The organism is Maribacter sp. TH_r10 (assembly GCF_033101095.1).
Taxonomy (GTDB): Bacteria; Bacteroidota; Bacteroidia; order Flavobacteriales; family Flavobacteriaceae; genus Maribacter_A; species Maribacter_A luteus.
Genome location: NZ_JAWMPY010000007.1, coordinates 171,096 through 192,533, shown reverse-complemented (window position 1 = coordinate 192,533; position 21,438 = coordinate 171,096). Strand labels below are relative to the sequence as shown.

21 protein-coding genes are annotated in these 21,438 nt (G+C 39.8%); 5 read left to right on the top strand and 16 right to left on the bottom strand.

Annotation, left to right across the window (positions count from 1 at the left end; all coding sequences use genetic code 11):
- Positions 1 to 26: 26 nt before the first annotated feature.
- Entirely contained in the window at positions 27 to 419 is a 393-nt protein-coding gene (locus tag R3X28_RS15795) for a two-component system response regulator (protein ID WP_154363734.1), read from the bottom strand.
- 568 nt (positions 420 to 987) lie between these two features.
- The gene (locus R3X28_RS15790; RefSeq protein ID WP_411556620.1) at positions 988 to 3,087 is read right to left on the bottom strand and encodes an alpha-L-fucosidase; all 2,100 of its coding nucleotides are present in this window, start codon (positions 3,085 to 3,087) and stop codon (positions 988 to 990) included.
- Positions 3,088 to 3,334: 247 nt separating this feature from the next.
- Between R3X28_RS15790 and R3X28_RS15785 the strand changes: the two genes are divergently transcribed.
- Entirely contained in the window at positions 3,335 to 4,717 is a 1,383-nt protein-coding gene (locus R3X28_RS15785; protein ID WP_317665590.1) for an exonuclease domain-containing protein, read from the top strand.
- Positions 4,718 to 4,814: 97 nt separating this feature from the next.
- On the opposite strand, the gene R3X28_RS15780 is transcribed toward R3X28_RS15785, so the two are convergent.
- From R3X28_RS15780 to R3X28_RS15730, 11 genes are all read right to left on the bottom strand, one after another.
- A complete protein-coding gene (locus R3X28_RS15780; protein WP_154363740.1) occupies positions 4,815 to 4,997 on the bottom strand; it encodes a hypothetical protein in 183 nt (60 codons plus the stop codon).
- 149 nt (positions 4,998 to 5,146) lie between these two features.
- Complete coding sequence (locus tag R3X28_RS15775; protein ID WP_281351206.1) at positions 5,147 to 5,278, bottom strand: hypothetical protein; 132 nt, start codon at positions 5,276 to 5,278, stop codon at positions 5,147 to 5,149.
- Positions 5,279 to 5,386: 108 nt separating this feature from the next.
- Positions 5,387 to 5,593 carry a DUF2892 domain-containing protein gene (locus tag R3X28_RS15770; RefSeq protein WP_154363742.1) on the bottom strand — a complete coding sequence of 69 codons (207 nt, stop codon included), beginning with the start codon at positions 5,591 to 5,593 and terminating at the stop codon, positions 5,387 to 5,389.
- Between the two features lie 110 nt (positions 5,594 to 5,703).
- A complete protein-coding gene (locus R3X28_RS15765; RefSeq protein WP_317665588.1) occupies positions 5,704 to 7,113 on the bottom strand; it encodes an MBL fold metallo-hydrolase in 1,410 nt (469 codons plus the stop codon).
- Positions 7,114 to 7,178: 65 nt separating this feature from the next.
- Complete coding sequence (locus tag R3X28_RS15760) at positions 7,179 to 8,903, bottom strand: sulfate permease (protein WP_317665587.1); 1,725 nt, start codon at positions 8,901 to 8,903, stop codon at positions 7,179 to 7,181.
- Positions 8,904 to 9,094: 191 nt separating this feature from the next.
- The gene (locus R3X28_RS15755; protein ID WP_317665585.1) at positions 9,095 to 10,909 is read right to left on the bottom strand and encodes a hypothetical protein; all 1,815 of its coding nucleotides are present in this window, start codon (positions 10,907 to 10,909) and stop codon (positions 9,095 to 9,097) included.
- Between the two features lie 254 nt (positions 10,910 to 11,163).
- On the bottom strand, positions 11,164 to 11,625 hold the full coding sequence (locus R3X28_RS15750; RefSeq protein ID WP_317665583.1) for a GNAT family N-acetyltransferase: 462 nt from the start codon (positions 11,623 to 11,625) through the stop codon (positions 11,164 to 11,166).
- 2 nt (positions 11,626 to 11,627) lie between these two features.
- Positions 11,628 to 12,218: a DinB family protein gene (locus R3X28_RS15745; protein WP_179955016.1), complete on the bottom strand. Its 591-nt coding sequence runs from the start codon at positions 12,216 to 12,218 to the stop codon at positions 11,628 to 11,630.
- 10 nt (positions 12,219 to 12,228) lie between these two features.
- The gene (locus tag R3X28_RS15740) at positions 12,229 to 13,008 is read right to left on the bottom strand and encodes an aldose 1-epimerase (RefSeq protein ID WP_154363752.1); all 780 of its coding nucleotides are present in this window, start codon (positions 13,006 to 13,008) and stop codon (positions 12,229 to 12,231) included.
- Between the two features lie 3 nt (positions 13,009 to 13,011).
- Positions 13,012 to 14,310: a M20/M25/M40 family metallo-hydrolase gene (locus R3X28_RS15735; protein ID WP_317665581.1), complete on the bottom strand. Its 1,299-nt coding sequence runs from the start codon at positions 14,308 to 14,310 to the stop codon at positions 13,012 to 13,014.
- Positions 14,311 to 14,348: 38 nt separating this feature from the next.
- Complete coding sequence (locus R3X28_RS15730; RefSeq protein ID WP_317665580.1) at positions 14,349 to 15,587, bottom strand: ABC transporter permease; 1,239 nt, start codon at positions 15,585 to 15,587, stop codon at positions 14,349 to 14,351.
- A gap of 3 nt (positions 15,588 to 15,590) precedes the next feature.
- On the opposite strand from R3X28_RS15730, the gene R3X28_RS15725 reads away from it, so the two are divergent.
- Both R3X28_RS15725 and R3X28_RS15720 read left to right on the top strand, forming a co-directional pair.
- The gene (locus R3X28_RS15725; protein ID WP_317665579.1) at positions 15,591 to 16,829 is read left to right on the top strand and encodes a DUF1343 domain-containing protein; all 1,239 of its coding nucleotides are present in this window, start codon (positions 15,591 to 15,593) and stop codon (positions 16,827 to 16,829) included.
- Between the two features lie 118 nt (positions 16,830 to 16,947).
- The gene (locus R3X28_RS15720) at positions 16,948 to 18,078 is read left to right on the top strand and encodes a hypothetical protein (RefSeq protein ID WP_317665578.1); all 1,131 of its coding nucleotides are present in this window, start codon (positions 16,948 to 16,950) and stop codon (positions 18,076 to 18,078) included.
- Positions 18,079 to 18,080: 2 nt separating this feature from the next.
- Here R3X28_RS15720 and R3X28_RS15715 read toward each other — a convergent pair whose 3' ends face one another.
- Together R3X28_RS15715 and R3X28_RS15710 are read right to left on the bottom strand one after the other, a co-directional pair.
- Positions 18,081 to 18,572, bottom strand: a complete 492-nt coding sequence (locus R3X28_RS15715; protein ID WP_317665576.1) for a YkgJ family cysteine cluster protein — start codon at positions 18,570 to 18,572, stop codon at positions 18,081 to 18,083.
- Positions 18,565 to 19,086, bottom strand: coding sequence for a DUF2059 domain-containing protein (locus R3X28_RS15710; RefSeq protein WP_317665574.1), 522 nt, complete (start codon positions 19,084 to 19,086; stop codon positions 18,565 to 18,567). Before R3X28_RS15710 ends, R3X28_RS15715 begins: the two co-directional genes overlap by 8 nt.
- A 57-nt stretch (positions 19,087 to 19,143) precedes the next feature.
- Between R3X28_RS15710 and R3X28_RS15705 the strand changes: the two genes are divergently transcribed.
- Together R3X28_RS15705 and R3X28_RS15700 are read left to right on the top strand one after the other, a co-directional pair.
- Entirely contained in the window at positions 19,144 to 19,857 is a 714-nt protein-coding gene (locus R3X28_RS15705) for a class I SAM-dependent methyltransferase (RefSeq protein ID WP_317665573.1), read from the top strand.
- A 42-nt stretch (positions 19,858 to 19,899) separates the two neighbouring features.
- Complete coding sequence (locus R3X28_RS15700) at positions 19,900 to 20,721, top strand: hypothetical protein (RefSeq protein WP_154363765.1); 822 nt, start codon at positions 19,900 to 19,902, stop codon at positions 20,719 to 20,721.
- Positions 20,722 to 20,781: 60 nt separating this feature from the next.
- Here the strand turns inward: R3X28_RS15700 and R3X28_RS15695 are convergent, their stop codons facing one another.
- A complete protein-coding gene (locus R3X28_RS15695; protein ID WP_154363767.1) occupies positions 20,782 to 21,414 on the bottom strand; it encodes a 7-carboxy-7-deazaguanine synthase QueE in 633 nt (210 codons plus the stop codon).
- Positions 21,415 to 21,438: the final 24 nt, after the last annotated feature.

The following is a 21,438-nucleotide window of genomic DNA, read 5'->3' as shown; positions in this document are numbered from 1 at the left end:
CTTGGGCTTGACAAGGGGCTACCCATTCAACTATTTTGAAAAAGATCCTCAAGTAGTGCAAATGATAAGGGTTTCGAAATAAAATCCTTTACGATATCATAGCTTTTGGCTTTTTCTATGTCCCTTTCCGCAATGGAAGAACTTACGATATAAACTACAGGTTTAATGGTGAAAGGTAATTTTATGAATTCATCCAAAAATTCCCACCCGTTCATAATGGGCATATTTAAATCCAAGAAAATCACTTCTGGATAAGGCTCTTCGGATTTGATCATTGATCCAAGATTATCCAAGGCTTCTTGACCGTCTTCGTAAACCACGATATTAGAACAAAAATTACTATTATAATTCAATAATATCTTGGTTCCGTAAACGTAAATCGGGTCATCATCGATAATACATACTGTGTCCTTCTTCATTACAATAAAAAAATATTAAAGACACTAATATCTTAACTTTTTGGTCACTTCTGCCATACCATGTTTTTATTCATGATCCTAACTAAAATATCCCAAATAGAAGCTTTGGTCTTTCTCGGGGTAAACAATTTATTTCAAATGTAGTACTTTTCTTATATTTTCAAAATAAATGTAAAATAAAATCACATATTATATAGCAAACGAATTGTTTACAGTTATTTAATTTTCAATAGTTAATAAATTACAAGTGTAATTATTCACTTTTTTATGGTTTGGTATTTGCAAAACTTATAGTTTTCTTTAAATGCTATTATCAGACCCGATCATTTAAATATTGATTAAAAAAAATCTAAAAACTAGGCCTTGAACTTTTTTGTTGTTTGCCTTTTAAAAAACAGAAAACGACATTCGATGACAAATCACACAAAAACAAAATCAATAAGAGATTATTACTATTCTGAAAAAAAAGTTTTCCAAAAAAAGTTCCAAATTTAAATAACACTCAGGTGCTCTTAAACGTTAAAAAAAGTCCAGATATTTAAATGAATGCAGACCTGTAGGTTTAAAATCATTTCTGTGTAACCACCCCAACCTCCCCAAAGGAAGTTCGATAATCTTCACCAGTCACTTTAATGCCCCTTAATTTTATGTACCTACCTCGGGTGGGGCTAAACGGTATTCTTTGTTCTATACGATTATTTACGATATTATCGAACTCTCCCCTCACTACCCTTTTCCATCTTCTATTATCAGGACTCACATAAAACTCATAATTGGTAATAACCCCAAACGGATATCGATCTTGCATGGGCATATAGGTAAAGCCTTTTAAATTATGAGGCTTACCTAAATCTATGATTACTTCCTGTATCGTCGTAACCCCTTTCTCAGTTGCCCAAAAAGTATTCGGGTCATCGTCTATCAATTTCTTGGCCTCTATCATATTGCCCGTGGTTGTGTGCACTATTTCCCACTGGGTCTTTGGTATATCAAAATACTTGCTTGCTATCTCTGTACTAGTCTTTGTTTCCGGGTCATAGGCCATGTATGTCACAGTTTTAGGCTCATTGACCTTGAAAGGTTTTTCGTATTTTAGACTGGAAGTAGTAGGAATGCTTCCGTCCAAGGTATAATAGACCTCTATGCCCGGATCGGGAACTGACATACTCACAAATCCGTCTCGGTTTCGTTCAATAACCGGAACCGTCAATAGTTTCGGCGCTTTGTACAATTCAATATTCGACAAGGCTATCGGACCTTTGGCAGCCATAACCTGAACCTTGATTTTTTCTGCCTTAATCGCTTTAAACCTAAGGATACGTTTATACCCTATGGTGGTCTGCCCATCTATTTCGCGCCATTTACCATCAACTTGCGCCGATATGATAAAATTTTCAATACGTTGCCCTAGAGGTATATATTCTTGCAATAAGATACGATTTACACTAGTAGGCTCATCGAACTCCATTATGAGGGAAGCACTGGTAACCCCATCATTGGTTGCCCAGTATGTTTCGGGATTTGAGTCATTTACATTAGAGGCCTTGAAATGGTCATCATTCCCGCGTTCATCCGTAGCTTCCGTCTTTAAGCCTTGAGCCAGATCCTTTTCAAAATCCATATCCAATTGCCGGCGTAGGGCCATTAACCTTTCCACGTCCTTTTCATGTACCAATCCACGTTTATCAACGGGCAAGTTCAATAACAAAGATGAATTTCTTCCAACGGAATGGTAATAGATATCTATCAAATGGGTCAAAGTCTTTACCTGATGGTCCTCATCAGGGTGATAATACCAGCCAGGACGAATGGATACATCGGCTTCTGCCGGCAACCAATGGGTACCATCTTCATGCCCTGATCGCAACTCCATATAACGGGGCCAACCGGGATAGATTTCCTTTCTGCGCATAAGGCTCCAGTTGGTCTCATCGGCCCATCCTTCCTCATTGCCTACCCAACGAACATCAGGTCCGGCATCACTGAAAATAACGGCATTCGGCTGCAATTTCCGTACAATGTCAATGGTTTTGCCCCATTCATAATACGTTTTATTGTCTATGGTTCGGGTTTCTTCGGCTCCCCCGTAGTAGCCTGAACCTCCGTTGGCCCCATCGAACCATACCTCGAATATTTCGCCATAATTAGACAACAATTCCCGCAATTGCTCATGAAAATCATCTACATACGATGCTTGACCGTAATCCTTATGGTTCCTATCCCAAGGGGAAAGATACACCCCGAATTTAAGTCCATATTGCTTACAGGCTTGCGAGAGTTCCTTTACTACATCCCCTTTCCCATTTTCCCAAGGTGAATGCTTTACCGAGTGTTCTGTTGTTTTTGATGGCCAAAGACAAAAACCATCATGATGCTTTGCCGTTAATATTATCCCTTTCATCCCAGCTTCCTTTGCCACTTTCGCCCATTGCCCGGCATCCAACTCAGATGGATTGAATTGTTCAGGCTTCTCACCACCCGTTCCCCATTCCCTATTGGTGAAGGTATTCATGTTAAAATGGATAAAGGCATAGTATTCCAGCTCTTGCCAAGCCAACTGCCGTTCCGAAGGTAGGGGCCCCAAGGGTTTTGGTGACTCAATTTCATCACAGGCTTGCATAGAGACCAAAAGCAATAAAACCAATATCCTAAATTTTACCATACCCATCTTAGTATCAAAATATTAATGACTAATCCACCCTACTTCAAAACAAAAACCATCCTCTATTTCCTAAGTAGAAAGGCCCTACTTGTCTCAATTTAATAAATTAATGTGAACTTTACACTTACAATAGTCCATTATCCTGCGGTCCCTTCCTTATAGCGATATAAAGAAATCCCAAAAAAAGAAGTGTTATCCGTTCATTTAAAAAGTTTCCCATAACTTTAAACTTCCATTCTAACTAGAACCTTATTTGTACACCATAGTAGATATAGAGACCACCGGAAACGGTATCAAAGGAAACAAAATCACGGAAATCTCCATTTTTAAATATGATGGATATGAAATTGTTGATGAATTCACCTCTTTGGTCAATCCTGAGTGTGAAATACCTTATTTCATCACCGGCTTAACGGGTATAGACAATGACATGGTTCGCACTGCCCCGAAATTGGTCGATATTGCGGACAACATCCTTGAAATAACGAAAGAAACCATTTTTGTGGCCCATAGCGTGGGTTTTGACTACAATGTGATAAAAAATGAATTCAGTTCCCTTGGGCTGGATTTTGTGCGCAAAAAACTATGTACGGTTCGCTTATCCCGAAAATTGATTCCCGGATACAATTCGTATAGCTTGGGTAAACTCTGCTCTGCATTGAATATTCCTTTGACCGATAGGCATAGGGCCCGGGGAGATGCCCATGCCACAACCTTATTATTTCAAAAATTATTACGAACCCAAGGTGCGGAAGATGTTTTCAAAACCTTCTTAAACTCCCGTTCACAGGAAAAGACCTTGCCCCCTGCCTTGCCCAAGCATATTTATGACGAATTGCCCACCACACCGGGTATTTATTATTTTAAAAATGCAAAAGGAAAGATCATTTATGTAGGTAAGGCCATCAACATTAAAAAAAGGGTATTGAGCCATTTCTATGATAAAGCTACCAAAGAAATACAAATGTGTGCCGAAACAGCAGATATTGACCATGAACTTTCAGGAAGCGACTTAGTTGCGCTATTAATGGAATCCGCAGCCATAAAACACCATTATCCCGAATATAATCGCTCCCAAAAAAGAAATGTACAGCGATACGGAATTTTCTGCTATGAGGATCGAAACGGTATTTTTCATTTGGCTTTCAATAAATTAAAACTGGCCCCGAACCCAATTGCCATCTTTTATAATACCACGGATTGCCGATTATATCTGGAAGAAGTCTGTAGGACTTTCTCTTTATGCGCAAAATTTTGCCATTTACAAGAAAACGTTGAGAGTTGTTCACATTACCGTATACAACAATGCGAGGGTATATGTCGTGGTAAGGAGAACATTGAAACTTATAACGGTAAAGTGAAACGGGCCATTGGCCAAATGAAGGATAAAAGTCAAAGCTACGTAATTCAGGAAAAAGGAAGAAACTACAATGAAAATGCCTTTGTCATGGTTAAAAACGGCATTTATTCGGGTTACGGCTTCGTTAACAAAGATATTCAGGTCAATACTTCTGAAGACTTGGAGGCATTTTTAATTCCCCAGAACAATACCTTGGAAACCGAACGTATTGTTCAATCCTATCTCACTAGAAATCCGGAAAAAGCAAAACAACTACTCCCGTCCGATACCGAATGAAACTAATCGTTCAATTTGTTGTACATGCGAATAACGAATATGATCCATATCATGAATATGACCGCTACGATAATAGAGTAAATAAGGATGAACTCCATTATTTTCTATATTTTAAGTAGTTCATAAAACCTAAAATCGTAGGTGCCCAGAAGGCAATGAAAATAGCATCCAATTTATCGCCGGTAAGAAAAACCACTTCAGAAACCACGATAATCGAAAGAACTACGAGCAATAGAATACAGTTCATTAGGCCAATGCGTTCAACAAAGTTTTTTATCATGATGGATGAATTATAGTTTTAAATATAAACTATTAAAACATATAAGTGAACCAAAAACCGTAAAATAAACTTGCAGGATTCATGACACACCTGACGAGGGAAGAGCAGGAATCGAAGATAAACCTAGAATAAAAGAATGGAATCAAGGCCTAATTTTTGTCTTTTTTACCGCTGTTCATAAAAATAAGAAGTGTTACGACCAAACCAATCACCACTGCTCCGAAAACACCGATCATTATTATTCCATTGCCCCAATTCACTAATGGTAGTATATATGCCATGTTAGTTTATTTTATATCAAATTTTAGTAAAAATAACTTTCTACAACAATCCAAAATATGATAAAAATCAGCTACTTACAAATTGGGTTTTCCAAAATATAGGGACAACTACCTTTTTTTACTACATGTATCAACACCAAAAATCCCATACAACGGACAAAAGCCGACTAAACTTGTTAGCACAAAGATAGCCGCCAGTGCCAACAAAATATAGGCAAAGGTATCGGTAACCACTTCAAAATATACCAAAAGGCCAGCTATTAAAGCAACTACTACCCTAATTAATTTATCGGTACCTCCCATATTCTTCTTCATAAGAATCAAAATTTAGTTACAGCATAATCGATTATAAATACTACAATTGAAACCAAACAGAAGCATAAAAGACATGCCATCGCAATTCTTATGCCTTTAGGTGCTTTCATTTACAATGTCGTTGGACAAACATAATTGGTTACATTAATACCGGATTCTTTTATCGCCGCAAAGCCCTCTGAGATATCTATGATATTATGAATACCCCTACTTTTTAAGATCGAAGCGGCAATAACCGAACGATAGCCCCCTGCACAATGCACTAAAAATGTTTTGTCTATGGGGAATTCCGCCAAATGTTGGTTCAAGAAATCCAAAGGTGTATTGTGGGCATCCACGACATGTTCGGACAGGTACTCACTTGCTTTACGCACATCGAATACCGGTATTTTTCCAGCATTGATATCCTCGCTTACCTCATGTGCGGTTACCGCCGTAATGGTATCGTAATCCTTACCTTCGTTCTTCCATGCATTGAACCCTCCTTTTAAATAACCCAAGGTACCATCAAAGCCCACTCGTGATAAACGAATCACGGCCTCTTTCTCCTTACCTTCCGGGGCCACCAACAAAATAGGTTGCTTCACATCTGCTATCAATGCCCCAACCCATGGAGCAAAATCACCATTAAGACCTATAAAGATAGAACGGGGAATATGCCCTTTGACAAATTCATCTTGATGCCTTACATCCAAAACCAACGCACCAGTACCATTGGCCGCGATTTCAAATTCATCGGGAGACAAGGCGGTATTTCCTCGCTCAAGAACATCACCGATATCTTCATACCCTTCTTTGTTCATCTTTACGTTCAAAGGGAAATATTTTGGTGGAGGCAATAACCCTTCTGTGACCTCTTCTACAAACTCTTGCTTGGTCATATTTGCACGCAAGGCATAATTCATCTTTTTCTGGTTGCCCAAAGTATCCACTGTTTCTTTCATCATGTTCTTACCACAGGCCGAACCTGCACCATGTGCCGGATAAACAGTTACATCATCTGCCAAGGTCATTATTTTAGTACGTAGACTGTCATACAAAAGACCAGCCAAATCCTCTTGGGTCATATCCGCAGCTTTTTGGGCCAAGTCAGGACGACCAACATCCCCCAAAAACAAAGTATCCCCTGAAAATATAGCATGATCCTTACCCGATGCATCCTTTAGGAGATAGGTGGTACTCTCCATCGTATGTCCAGGGGTATGAAGAACTTTTATTGTAAGGTCCCCTAATTTAAACTCTTGGTTATCCTCCGCAATTATGGCTTCAAATGACGGATTTGCCAATGGACCATAAACGATAGAAGCCCCCGTCTCTTTGGCCAAAGTAACGTGCCCACTTACAAAATCGGCATGAAAATGGGTTTCGAAAATATACTTGATCTTGGCATTATCGTCCTTAGCCCTTTGGATATAAGGCTCAACCTCACGCAACGGGTCAATGATGGCCGCCTCACCATTACTTTCTATATAATAAGCCCCTTGGGCCAAACAACCGGTATAAATCTGTTCTATTTTCATCTTTTTCCTGTCCAAATTTGTTCAAAAATAAGCTTTTATACGTCTATGCATTGTAACAAAGGTTACTATAAAAATCCCCTTTGATGTGCGATTTTTTGGTTTGTTTCCCTTATACTTTCCGGATTATTGAAACATGCCACCGCTTCTTTAGTCCTCACAAAGAGGTAATCCTTACCCAAAACCTCTATAATACCACTACTGAAAATAATATCCCTTATAGGACCTATGGCCCCTGCTATATAAAATTGGATATCACGATGGTGCAACTCCTCGATTACAGATATGAGCATATTCGCAGCGGTAGAATCAATATAGTTCATAGGCTCGGCATTCAGTATCACCCCTTTCAGCGCCTTTCCTTTTGCATTGACCTCTTGCATTAGTTTTTTCTTGAAATAATTCTTGTTCCCGAAAAACAATTGGGAATCAAAACGTACGATTAGCAAATCGTCCCTTATTTCAATATCCTCACCGAAACGGTTGATGTTCTTGTAATAATCCGAACCACGTACCCTGCCCAAAACGGCAAAGTGCGGTTTTGATATACGGTACACCATCAACAACAACGAAATAAGAACCCCAATAAGCACACCTTCCTTGATACCCACAAAAAGAGTAATCAAAAAGGTCAGCATCAAAACCACATACTCATCCTTTCTATATTTCAACAAGGTTTTAGGATAACCAAAATCTATTAAACCAAAAACGGACACCATGATTATACTTGCCAAGACCGCATTGGGCAAGTAATAGAAAAGCGGGGTCAAAAACAAAAGGGTCACCACCACCAAGATAACACTGAACAAGGCAAAACCATTGGTTTTACCTCCAGCATCCCCACTGATAGCAGAACGGGAAAAACTAGCCGTTACCGGATAAGCCTGAAAGAACGAACCCACAATATTAGAAGCACCTAAGGCAACCAGCTCTTGGTTGGCATCTATACGGTCTTCTTTGTTCTTTTCTTCCATGGATTTACCTATGGAAATCGTCTCCAGATAACCGACCAAAGCCAAGGTCAGGGCCATTGGCCATAGCGCCATTCCTTTTTCAAAATCAAAATCGGGCAATTTAAAACTTGGCAATCCTTTGGGAATCTCGCCAACAATTTGCACTCCATACTCTTGAAGATCCATTAAATAAACGGCCAAAACACCCAATACGACCACTATCAGAACGGATGGGATTTTCTTGCTCCACTTTTTCAATACCACTATTACGATAATACCGATAACCCCAATGGCAAAATCATAAGGATTGGTATCACCTATTTTCTGTAGAACATTGTACGTTAGTTCATGCATCATACTGCTTCGTTCAATATCGACACCTAGCAGATGTTTTAACTGACTAAAGATTATGATACAGGCCGCTCCCGATGTAAAACCGCTTATTACGGGTCTTGATAAAAAATTGACCAAAAAGCCCATTCTCAAAAAGCCCAGCAACAATTGAATCGATCCTACCATAAAGGCCAAAAAAATGGCCATGGCGATATAGTTCTCGACCCCGGTTATGGCCAATGCCCCTAAACCGGCCGCGACCAAAAGGGAATCCATCGCAACGGGACCTATAGCCAGCTGTCGGGAAGTTCCTAAGAACATATAAACCAATAGTGGAAAAACGGATGCATAAAGACCATATACCGGCGGAAGACCGGCAACCATGGCATAGGCCATTCCTTGTGGGATAAGGATTATACCCACAGTGAGTCCGGCTACCAAATCTTTTACCAAATAACCTTTGTGGTATTCGGGCATCCAATCTACAAAAGGAAAAAACTTTCGCATTGGTCAAATTTAAACAAATCACTCAGCACTAGTGAAAAATTATATCAATAGTATTATATAAACAGTACCAAAACAAAATGACCTTAAAGTTCCACTATCCCTATCTCCCAAAAAAGTAGTGCCCCCTTGCTTTAAGGCCTATCTAAAACCCCTTCAATTTTTACCGGACCGCCCATAGTGGTTCAAAAAAATCAAACCACCTTTTCAAAGGCGACCAATTTACCGATTTCAAGATCTAAAAGCCTTAATTTCTCCCTATTGTGCTCCAAATCCTCCAAAACCTTATTCCTCGTTTGCATAAAGGCCTCTGTTGACGATTTGAAAATGGACTCATAATAAGTAATACCTTGATTTAGGTTCTTTACGAAAGTAGCAAAATAGTTTTCTTGCTTTTTGTTTACTATTTCCTTGACTTCCCCTATCTTATTTTTTAGGTAATCGATATAGATAGAAAGTTCCTTTACGAACATATTGGGACGAACACAATCGGTAATTACATTGGTCCTTCCATAGATATGATCGGTCATTTCCTTTAAACCCATCAATTTGGAGAAATAGGCCATATTAGGTCCCGGACAAACGGAAACCCCTTCGCCTTCTACCTTGGTGTCGATATTATTCACCATTAATGCCGATGTACCCAAACCAACGCAGATACAAGATTTCTCCACGATTTTATCAAACTGTTGTTGGTAATCATCTTTAGGTAAACCCTGTTCATCCAATTGTTTTAATTTCAAGTGCTGATACTGTCTGGAAGCAACACAGATATCCTTTTCTGTAAATTCATGGTTTAAGGACACATATTTTCGTGGACAGGAACTACCCGGCCTACCCTTTGCAATCAACGCTGCTTTTTCAACATCCTTGGTATTGCCCCTAAGACTGTTGAAAGGCACGCCCAAAGGTGATATATTGCTCAAATAAAGATCGTTTTCCTTAGCGGCCATTAATTTCTCCATGGTGGCATCATCCACGGTTGTGGCCTCCGGTACCAAAAGAAAAGGTGTTCCCCAACCTACGGAATCCAACTCATAGGTATCGATAAGGAATTGATGTTCTTCGGCCGTCCCGACCCCACCCTGGGCCGTAATCTTCAGTGGCAAAGTCGTTTCGGGAACAATGGTATTTTTATTTTGCAAGGCTTGTACCAATACTTCAAAAGTAGATGAGATCAATTCATCCCGTTTTTCTTTGAATTCTTGCAGTACAGGCCCCAGCAAATAACCATCGGTCGCGAAGGCATGCCCTCCGCAATTCAATCCTGACTCTATACGGTATTCTGATACCCAAAGTCCTTTTTTAGCCAAGAATTTCCCCTGGATCATCGCTGAACGAAAATCGCTCACCTTTAAAACGATCTTCTTTTTCAGGAACCCCTCTTTGGTCGGATAAAAATCCTTGAATTTTTCCATATAGCCATATAACCTTGGGCTCATACCTGCTGAAAGAATCACGGAAGAATGAAGGTCACTTTCGGCAAACCCCCTAAGTGCGGCATGGGCATCATTATACTCAGACGGTAATTTCTCACCTTTCGAATAATTGACCTTATCCACTTTCGTCATGATATTCACATCGATACTCCCAAGTGGCAAATGATCTTTCAACCAATTACCTGCATCATGGATATTTATTTTATCCGTAAGGTGCTTCAATTCTTTTTTCAACGAATTACCATCGGGCAACATACCCATATATTTTTTCAATTCGTTACCCTTGTTGATGGTCGTATCTTTTAATTCCTCGAATTTTTTCTCTGTCAATGTATTGATGAGATTGAGATATGATGTAATCCGCTTTGCGCGAAAGTCCTCTATTTTATCCGTTATCTCTTTATAAGGCATCTCATGTAACTCACAGTACATTTTCCTTAACTTTTCAAGAAGGATGTCATCGACCAGGGAAATAACCGAGTCAATACCATATTGAGCGACTTTCAAAGGGGAATCAATCGTGAATCCTATGCCCATAACAGGAATATGGAAAGAATGTGCTTTTTTCATTAGTTAAAATTTTTAATTAATCTGAAAATAAGCGTAATACAAAATCACTGTTTAGACCAAACGTCTCGCTTTCGCATAAAAAAATTAATTATTCGGTTTGGTAAACAAAAAATTAATTTTGTTCATGCTCATTTCATAAACTCATTGATTGTTAGGTTGAACGGGGATCAAAACCCGCATTCGGCATCTTTAAAATTGCCAAAAGGAAACAAACCTAACCGGTGTAAATGACAAATAATATGACATTTGTCATACTACACCATTTGACTCAAGATTTTTTCAAAGCAAACGCTATTTTCAATTCCGGCATATTGCCCGTAGTTGGGAATGATCATGTAGTTATTTCTGGTATATAATTGAATGGCCTCTGGTTGTTTTTTTCCGGTTTCAAGAACGCATTTTCCATAGGACATTTCCGCGGCCCAATTTTCGAGCTCCGCCAATATTTTGGAAGCATACCCTTTTCCCCTGTACCCAGGCAAAGTGTACATTCGTTTAACCTCCATGATTTTGGGTGTCATTTCCTTAATTGCCCCACAACCACAAGGGGTGTCATTTTCATAAAGCACAATAGCATACTTAATGGCATCTATGGCATTGAATTGATGGTAAAAGTCATGATCTTCACCATCACGAATGGCCAAATCCGCATCTAGCAATTTCACAAGATGTTTAAAATCCGTATTTCCCGAATTCGTCCTTACCAACCGTATCATATCTATTCGCGAACTTTACCTGTGAACATACTTGCTTTCGAATTAAAGGGATTACCATCAGAGCGCCTCATCAATACGATTTGCCCTGCATGCCAAACCGCATCTTCGATAGGTCCGTTTATCTGATACCAAAAAGGGTATTCGGTTAGGCCTTCTTCTTTTTTATAAACAATATTATGAGCCGCCAAATCCTCAGAAACCCTGAACAAATCACTTGCCATTTTCAGATTTGTTAATGTCATTGATCTTAATTCCTTTATTTGCGGTTTTACCCGTTCAATGGTAAGGTCATTGGGTTCTTTTTTGGCCGAATTCAGGATAATCAACGATAATCCATGAACATGCTCCATGGTCTCGGCAATGCTCCTCCCGTTTTCACTGGGCCTATATTCCAAATTCCCTTCGGTGAGTCCTTCAGTAGCCCAATAATATCTAAACCCCAAACCATCGATCATCCGGGACACGACCGCTCCCGCTGAATAATCTTCAGGTGCTTCGGGAATCGTAGCATATGGCACATCATTCTCCATAGTTTCCTGTGCATTAAGGTTTACAAACACCGTTAAGATAAAAAGTCCCAAATAATTTTTCACGAATCTTGTTTTATTTTTTAGGTTGCAAATTCACCTTGAAGTTACCATTATCCGCATTCAAGTGGAAAAAGCCCTTATGAAGTTCTTTTTGTTCCACGTCATACGGGTAGAAGGTTATGGGTTCTATACAAACCATATTATCAACTTCTGTCCAGAGCATGAAATGACCAAAACCCTCTGTCGAAATCACCAAACTTTGTTCATCGCTCAACAGGATGGATTCACAATTCGGAATCTGCATGGCCCTACTCCCGACCTCGATAATTTCCGGAATACCAATAACCTTCCCATTTGCTTTTATACCCACATTTTCACCAAGCAACTTAAAAGCAGGATGGTAGCCCAACATAAAAGGCATACCTTGCTCCCCTTCAATCGTAAAGGAAATATACAGGCCATCTTTTTTTAGCCGGAAGGACTTTTTAAAGCTAAAATCATAAGGCCAGAACAATTCAGCTGCGGTGGACTTATCCGGATATTTAGAATTCTTAACCTTGGTATTGGCTTTATATTCCTTCACCAATTCCACCGAATCTTCCGTTTTTTCAACAACTATATAATCCAACTCACGAAGCAATCCGTGCTGATCTTGAACCGCATTACCTTTTGGTGTTTCTACAGAAAAACCCGCATCGGCCGTTGGGCCAATGATCGGAAACATTTCGGTATCCGAATTTCGCCAACCCGGACTCCCTTTTTGATGAATGAACTCATAGCCCCCTACATTGTAACTTACCAGTTCGCCAGCATCTATTTTTACTGTTTGTAAATCAAATTTTAAGTTCACCATCCTCTATTCATTAATAAGTCTATAAATAAGTACCGCTGTTCGTTTGGTCAGCGCCTCTATTGTATTCAAATTTACCGTCTCCTCAGGAGTATGCGCCCCAGTGCCCATGGTTCCCAAACCATCTAAACAATCTACATAGGCTGCTACGAACGAGGTATCGGCAGCACCACGTTTCCCCGGATCATAGGCAATGACCTCCCCTTGTTTTAGATCCAAACTCACTTGGTTCAATTGCTTTAACAAAGCCTTGTTCCCTTCCGTAGGTCCCATAGCAGGGTAACTATCCTCGAATTTTATCTCAGCCGTTGTATGGGGAAGATTATCGGCCACGATCTCTCGCATTTTCTCTCGCGCATTTTCCTTTTGCTCTTCCGAAATAAAACGCAGACCTCCTTTTACCACGGCAGTTTGTGCAACTACATTACTTTTTCCGAAGGCATTCCCTTTTCCCGTTTTAACATCATAGTCCAAAAACGTACCTCCCAATAAAACACCAGGGTTAAAAGTTAAATATTCTTCACCTCGAACTTCATTATAAAATCGGTTTAGAATCCTCGACATTTCAAATATCGCACCCGCACCGACCTCTTCACTGAAAATACCGGAAGAATGCGAGCGTTTCCCTTTCACCTCAACTTCCCAACCTGATGATCCCCTACGGGCAACGGTTGCATAATTAAAGCCCGTGGAAGTTTCAAAACCCAAAGCTATGTCGCTACGTTTAGCTGCATCTACCAAATCTTTTCTACTTATTTCCAAAGGCTTTCCACTACTCTCTTCGTCACCGGTAAAGGCAACGATAATCTGGGCATCACCCAACAAACCATTTTCCTTTAAGGCGCGTAAAGCATAAAGAATGATAACGTTACCACCTTTCATGTCATTTCCGCCTGGCGCATGGGCAATACTGTCATTGACCATCTCAAAGGTTTGGAACGGACTATCTTCTTCAAAGACCGTATCTAAATGCCCGATCAATAATAATCTTTTACCTTTTGTTCCTTTTGTTTCCGCGAATAAATGTCCGGCACGGTTCATTTCCGCAGGCATACCAAACCAAGTTGTTTCAAAATCAATGGCTTCGAAGGCATCATTAAATACTTGCCCCACTTCTTTGACTCCTTCTAAATTCAGTGTCCCACTATTAATGTTCACTGTTTTTTCCAAAAAAGAAATCGCTTCCGAATTGTTCTTTTCGACGGTTTTTATCAATTTCTTTTCTGTCTTGGAAAGCTTTTGAGCCGAAGTTTGAAAACAAAATAATGATATTGAAAGGACTGCAATGAGTAATCTTTTATTCATGGTTTTTGAAATTAAGTGTATCTCTATGATCGGTTTTTCTATTCAAATTTTATGGCCTTGACCGGACTTATCCTTGTAATGATATAAGAGGGTACCAACAGCATCAACAAACATAGGATCAATACACCCAGGTTAAGGAGTACAACAGTGACTACATCAATATGAACCGGAATATATTCCATATAATATTCTTGAGGATTAGGGAATTTCAGAAATCGGTATTTCCCCTGTAACCATATAAAACCCAACCCCAGGAGATTGCCCCAAAAAAGTCCGACGGCGATCAAATAAGCGGCATTGTAAAGGAATATTTTCCGAATACTCCAGTTTCCCGTTCCCAAAGCTTTTAAAATTCCGATCATCTGGGTCCGTTCTAGGATCAACACCAAAAGAGCTGTAATCATATTAATACCACCAACGATAATCATGATACCTATGATCAGGGCTATATTAAAATCGAACAACCCGATCCATTCGAAAATCTTATAATACTTATTCGTAATCGTTTGGGTATCTAAATTTGATAAGATCTTACCATAGATTTCCCTGTTTTTTTGTTCCAAATCATCAAAACCATTGAGAAAAACTTCAAAATTACCTACTTGGTTCTCATCCCATTTGTTCATGCGTTGAATATGGCGAATATCAACAAAAACGTACATACCATCGATCTCTTCAAAACCACTATCGTAAATAGCAACCACTTTGAACCGCCTTTGGTTCGGTTTCAAAGGATCTTCCTCTTTAGGAAAGAATGCCGAGAAAGAATCCCCGACCTTCAAATGCAACCTATTGGCCATTAATTTGGACAGTAACACCTCGGTATTCAAATCCCCAGAGTAATCTGGCAATACTCCATCTACCAAGTATTCTTTGAAAATATCCCAATTAAAATCGGACCCTACCCCTTTGGCTATAAACCCCTCGAAAGTCTCTTCAGTTCTTATTATACCCCCTTTGGTAGCTACCGCTTGAACATGCACAATACCATCGACAATTGTGAAATTAGGATAAAAATCCTGCTCCTTTGAAACGGGCACCAACGAAACATCCGAATTGTTGTTGTCATAATTATATATCTGGATATGGCCATTGAAGGCAGCAACTTTTTCACGAATCTTGTGCTTAAGTCCGACCCCGGTGGCTATAGCGATCAGCATCATAAAAACACTAATGGAAATAGCGGCAATCGCTATTTTTATTATTGGCGCAGATATGCTAATTTTATGCTCCTTACCCCTAATGAGTCGTTTGGCTATAAAATATTCTAAATTCAAATTATGGCATTTTTATCCAGTTTCAAAAATACAGTTTTCTTATGGGTTTTAATTATGTCAGGCTGTGGAAACACCGAAAAACAGCCTAAAAATAGAATTGACGCAAATATTGGGAGCAACCAAGAGGTTGAAATAAAACCGATTGTGGTCGCAGCAAACAGTACCGAAGATTACATAGGACTTCAGAAAGGGAAAAAAGTCGGCGTGGTAGCGAACATCACAAGTGTTATCTTCAAAGAAGATGGACACACACATCTTGTAGATTCCCTCTTGAGCCGTGATATCGATATTAAAAAGGTATTTGCACCAGAACACGGATTTCGCGGACAGGCAGATGCCGGTGAAAAAGTAAAGGATGGCCTAGACACCAAAACAGGGTTACCCTTGATTTCACTCTATGGAAAAAACCGTAAACCCTCCAAAGAACTTTTACAGGATATAGATATTATCTTATTCGATATACAAGACGTGGGAGTTCGTTTTTATACCTATATCGCCACACTTCAATTGGTAATGGAAGCATGTGCCGAAAATGATATCCCCATTGTGGTTCTAGATCGCCCCAATCCAAACGGACATTATGTAGATGGGCCAACCATGGAAACAGCACATACGGGTTTTTTGGGTATGACCACCATTCCTTTAGTCTATGGTATGACCATAGGGGAATATGCCCAAATGATCAATGAAGAAGGATGGCTTACAGACAAGGTCAAGGCTAACCTAACTGTTATCCCCTTGAAAAATTACTCCCACGATTCGCAATATAGCCTTCCTATTCGGCCTTCCCCCAACCTACCTAACGATACCGCCATTAACCTTTATCCGAGTTTAGGTTTGTTCGAAGGCACCAACATCAATGCCGGTCGGGGTTCCGAATTTCAATTTCAACGATATGGAGCCTCATTCCTGGATAGCACACAATACGATTTCAAATACCGACCAACACCTAACTTCGGCTCAAAAAGCCCTAAGGAAAATGGAAAGATCTGCTATGGAATGGATCTTTCAGAAACTCCTAGAATGAACGAGGTATCAATGAAGTGGATCATCGATGCTTATGAAAACTCAACGGATAAATCCAAATTCTTCATTACGGACGGATTTACAAAACATGCCGGAACTACCAAATTACAGGAACAAATACAAGCCGGACAATCAGAAGCACAAATAAAGGCCTCTTGGCAAGAAGATTTAGAAAAATTCAAGGCTATTAGGAAAAAACATCTCTTATACGAATAAGCCTTTCAAGGATTTATTTTCACCCGACAACTTTTAAAATCCAAGGATACACAAACCATAATTTTAAACAATTATCTAAAATCCCACACGTTATCTTTAATACTAACGTCGTGAAAAAATGCAAGCACTTAATTCCCAAATCAGTAAGCTTATTAAGCTAATGGTTTTCTGTACAGTAACGTTCACTTTGACCAATTGCTCCAATGACGAAAATTTAGAACCGAGCATAGAAGTTCTAAATCCGTTGGAAAATCCAGAAAACGGTCCTGCCGCCGGAAATCCAGATGGAGACTCCCCAATCCCCGCAGAAGCTGGGACTGAAGATGTAACGAATCCCGACTCGATAGTCGGTGATGGCACTCCAGAAAGCTGTACGTGTGATGCTGTTGTTGATGCTGTCGCCAAAGGCGGTAAAATAACTTTTGATTGCGGTCCGGACCCAATCACCATTATTATGGACAAGACCGCCAAGGTATTCAACGATGCCAACAGGGATGTAATTATAGATGGAGGGGGTTTGGTTACCTTAAGTGGAAATGGAACTAATCGAATTTTGTACATGAACACCTGCGACCCCGATCAAGTATGGACAACCGATCATTGCCAGGATCAAGACCACCCTAGGCTAACGGTTCAAAATATCACCTTTGCAGATGGCAATTCGATCCATGAAACCGAATATGCTGGCGGTGGGGCTATTTGGGTACGAGGGGGAAGGTTCAAAGCCGTAAATTGTCGATTTTTCAATAATGTTTGTGCAAGTACCGGACCGGATGTTGGTGGTGGTGCCATTCGAGTATTTAGCCAGTATAACAATTTACCCGTGTATATCGTAAACAGCACTTTTGGCGGTATGCAAGGTTATGGGAACACAGGCTCCAACGGTGGGGCGTTAAGCAGTATCGGTGTCTCATGGACCATTATCAATAGTTTGTTCTCCTATAATAAAGCTATAGGAAATGGTGGAAATCCGGCCCAATCAGGAACACCGGGAGGTGGTAGTGGTGGCGCCATTTATAATGATGGAAATACCATGACCTTAACCGTTTTAGGATCATTGATAGAACAGAACGAGGTAATTGCCTATGGTTCATCCATATTTTTTGTCAGCAATGACCATTCCGGTAATATTAGAATAGACAACTCGGTAATCAGCAACAATATAGGAGGTTCATGGTATCCTGTTTACCCAAGTATTTCCATGCACAGTGATACGCCAATAGAAGTGACGAATTCAACCATTGAATAGGTTTAAGTCAACTTTCTCTTCATTTCTTCCACAATATTGAACGCGGCAGGGCAAATGGCAACGTTCTTCATGGTAAGATTACTGATCTGCTGAAATTTTTTGCGATCGGTATGCGGAAATTCCCGACATGCCTTGGGTCGAACATCATATATTGAACAAAGGTTATCCGCTCCCAAAAAAGTACAGGGCACTTCCTGTAAAACATAGTCACTGTCCTCATCGACCCGTAAAAATTGGCCAATGAATTTTTGGGGCTTCATTCTAAAAAACTTTGCAATGCGCTCAATATCATTATTGGTAAAAAGAGGTCCTGTGGTCTTACAACAATTGGCACAGTCCAAACAATCAGTTCGCTGAAATTCGGCCTCGTGCAATTCTTGCATCACATAGTCAAGATTCTTTGGTGGTCTCTTCTTTAATTTGGTGAAGAATTTCTTGTTTTCCTTATGCTTTTCAGCAGCTTTCTTAGGAAGTTGCTTTATAACCTCATCCATTCTTCAAAAGACTCATCGAAGTTTCGTACAAATCACGGCTCCATCCCTCGGATACCTTTGAAATTTCGGTCGTTAGCACTTCTTGTTTGCTTATTATCTTTTGACCAACAGCCGAGTTATAAAAAGTATTTAATTCCTCTTTGTGGGCCTCGGTCATTTTTGCGCGATCCGTAATCAATAAAACCCCGGCTTCCGATTTGTAAAAAGCTGCCATTTGTTTTATTTCCCCTTGGGTAAAATTAGCTTGGTAAATAGGAACCATTAAGTTCTTTATATCTGCCAATGCCTTCGTCTTATTCTCTTCCAAATACGCCCACCCCTGTTTATTACCTTCGTTCTTTGGGTAGCGCCCTTCCATCATGATCATCAATTGGTCATAGGCATATTCATATTGCTGCATACTACCATTGGATTCCAAATAATCCTTTACATCATTTGAGAAATCGGAGTCCTGGGCCATGAAGACCGTAGGGACAAAAAGAAAACAAAAAAATAATATTTTAAATTGCTGCATATTCGGTTTTTTATAACGGACTAAAAGCCCCAATTTTGTTTGCAAATTACGAATTATATGAACACCGATGTTTTCGGCTTGGCTCTAATGGATTATCTCAACGGCAATTACACCGAGGATATCGCTACCTATTCATCTTTGGATGAACAGGATACAATTCCCGTGCCATATCTGTTCAGGACCTATGACCAAATGCCGAAAATTGAACAAAAGGCTCTTGATCTATGTAAAGGTTCTGTTCTGGACATTGGGTGTGGGGCCGGTAGCCATAGTCTTTACCTGCAAGAAAAAGGTATTCAGGTCACGGCTCTTGACCATTCGGCAGGTGCTATTGAATGTTGTGGTTCAAGAGGGGTGAAAAATACCGTTTGCACTTCTATATTAGACCATAGGGGGCAAAAATACGATACCTTGCTCCTACTTATGAACGGCATTGGCATTGCAGGAAAGTTGGAGTTATTAAAAACCTATTTGGAACATTTTAAATCACTGATGCGACCAAATGGACAGATATTGTTGGATTCTTCGGATATCATTTATATGTTTGAGGATGAAGATGAGTCCGATGGGGATTGGAAACCCGAAATAGAAACCTATTACGGGGAAGTGGATTTCACCATGCAGTATAAAGGAGCCACAAGTTCATTATTCCCTTGGTTATACTTGGATTTTAACACCTTGAATAATGCAGCCTCAGATGCCAAACTGAAATGTGAACTCATATGTGAGGGTGAGCATTTCGATTATTTGGCCCGTTTAACACATTTATAATACCAATTCAATTCTTAATACGTTATTTTATAAAAACAAGCTATGAAAAATCGACTTTGGGCATTACTGTTTATATTTTTTGGGCTGATAAACAGTTGCTCAAAAGATTCGAACGATTCCGTTGATCAAAATAAAATAGATTATTCGGCCAATTATAAAACTTCTGGCGCTTCTGCCAATGATATCCTATCGAATAATACATTCGACAAGCTTAAAATAGAAATCGCATATGTAACCGGTTATAAACCCACAACAAATGCGATGACGGATTTTATTGCATTCCTTAAAAAATATTCCTTCAAAGAGGATATTGAATTGATATATACCGAACTGGATTCCCCAAACGAAGAAAAGTTGACGTTGGAGGAAATTGACGATCTGGAAAAAGAAAATAGAACTATCTACAATGATGGAAGCACCCTTGGCATTTATATATATTTTACCGATGCCCCTTCAGAAGACGATATAGAGGACGAAGACCTGGTTACCTTAGGTGCTGTATATTGGAATACCTCTATGGTCATTTATGAAGAAACCATTAGAACCTTGGCCAACAAAAGCTTTGCCGTTGATATCGACGATGTAGAAACCGCAACCTTAAACCACGAGTTCGGCCATTTGATGGGTCTTGTCAATATAGGCTCCACACCCGTAAACGACCATGAAGGGACTACGACAGATGATGACGGTAATGAAATTGGGGACAACCATTGTACCGAAGAAGGATGCCTTATGCGTGCTGAATTGCAATTTGGCACCAGTATGGGGAAATTTTTACAGAATAGGGCCGCCAAAGGTCTTGTTTCCATTCCCGAACTAGGCGATGAATGCGTTTTAGACCTGCAGGCCAATGGTGGTAGATAAATTTAACAGTACCACTTACCGGTGCTTACTTTTCACTGCTTACTGACTACTGACTCCGGTCTACGGAATATTCAGATACTTGTGCGTTTGTAAGGACACCTTCCATTTCGGGTTTTTCATAACAAAATCAACGATCATGGGCATCACTTTATCACGTACGCTCCATTCAGGTTGCAAGTACAGAATACAATCCTTATTCACCTTCGCCGCCTGCTCCTCTGCAAAAATAAAATCGTGCTTATTGTAAACGATCACCTTTAATTCATGTGCCTTATCATAGATTACACCTGTCGGTAATTTGTTTTTTTTCGGGGAAAGACAGATCCAATCCCATTCACCACTAAGCGGGTAGGCTCCGGAAGTCTCAATATGGGTCTGTACATTTTTCGCCTTCAATGCCTTGGTCAAAGGCCCCATATCCCATGTCAAAGGTTCACCTCCCGTTACGACAATCGTATCGGAATACGTCACCGCTTTTTCCACAATACTTTCAATAGCTGTTGGAGGATGTGTCTCGGCATTCCAACTTTCTTTCACATCACACCAATGACAGCCCACATCACAACCACCTACACGAATAAAATAAGCAGCGGTCCCTTTATGGAAACCTTCACCTTGAATGGTATAAAATTCCTCCATTAACGGAAGCATCAATCCCTTGTTTACCAATTCTAAAACATCATCTTTAATCATTTGGCAAAGATAGTACTTACCAAT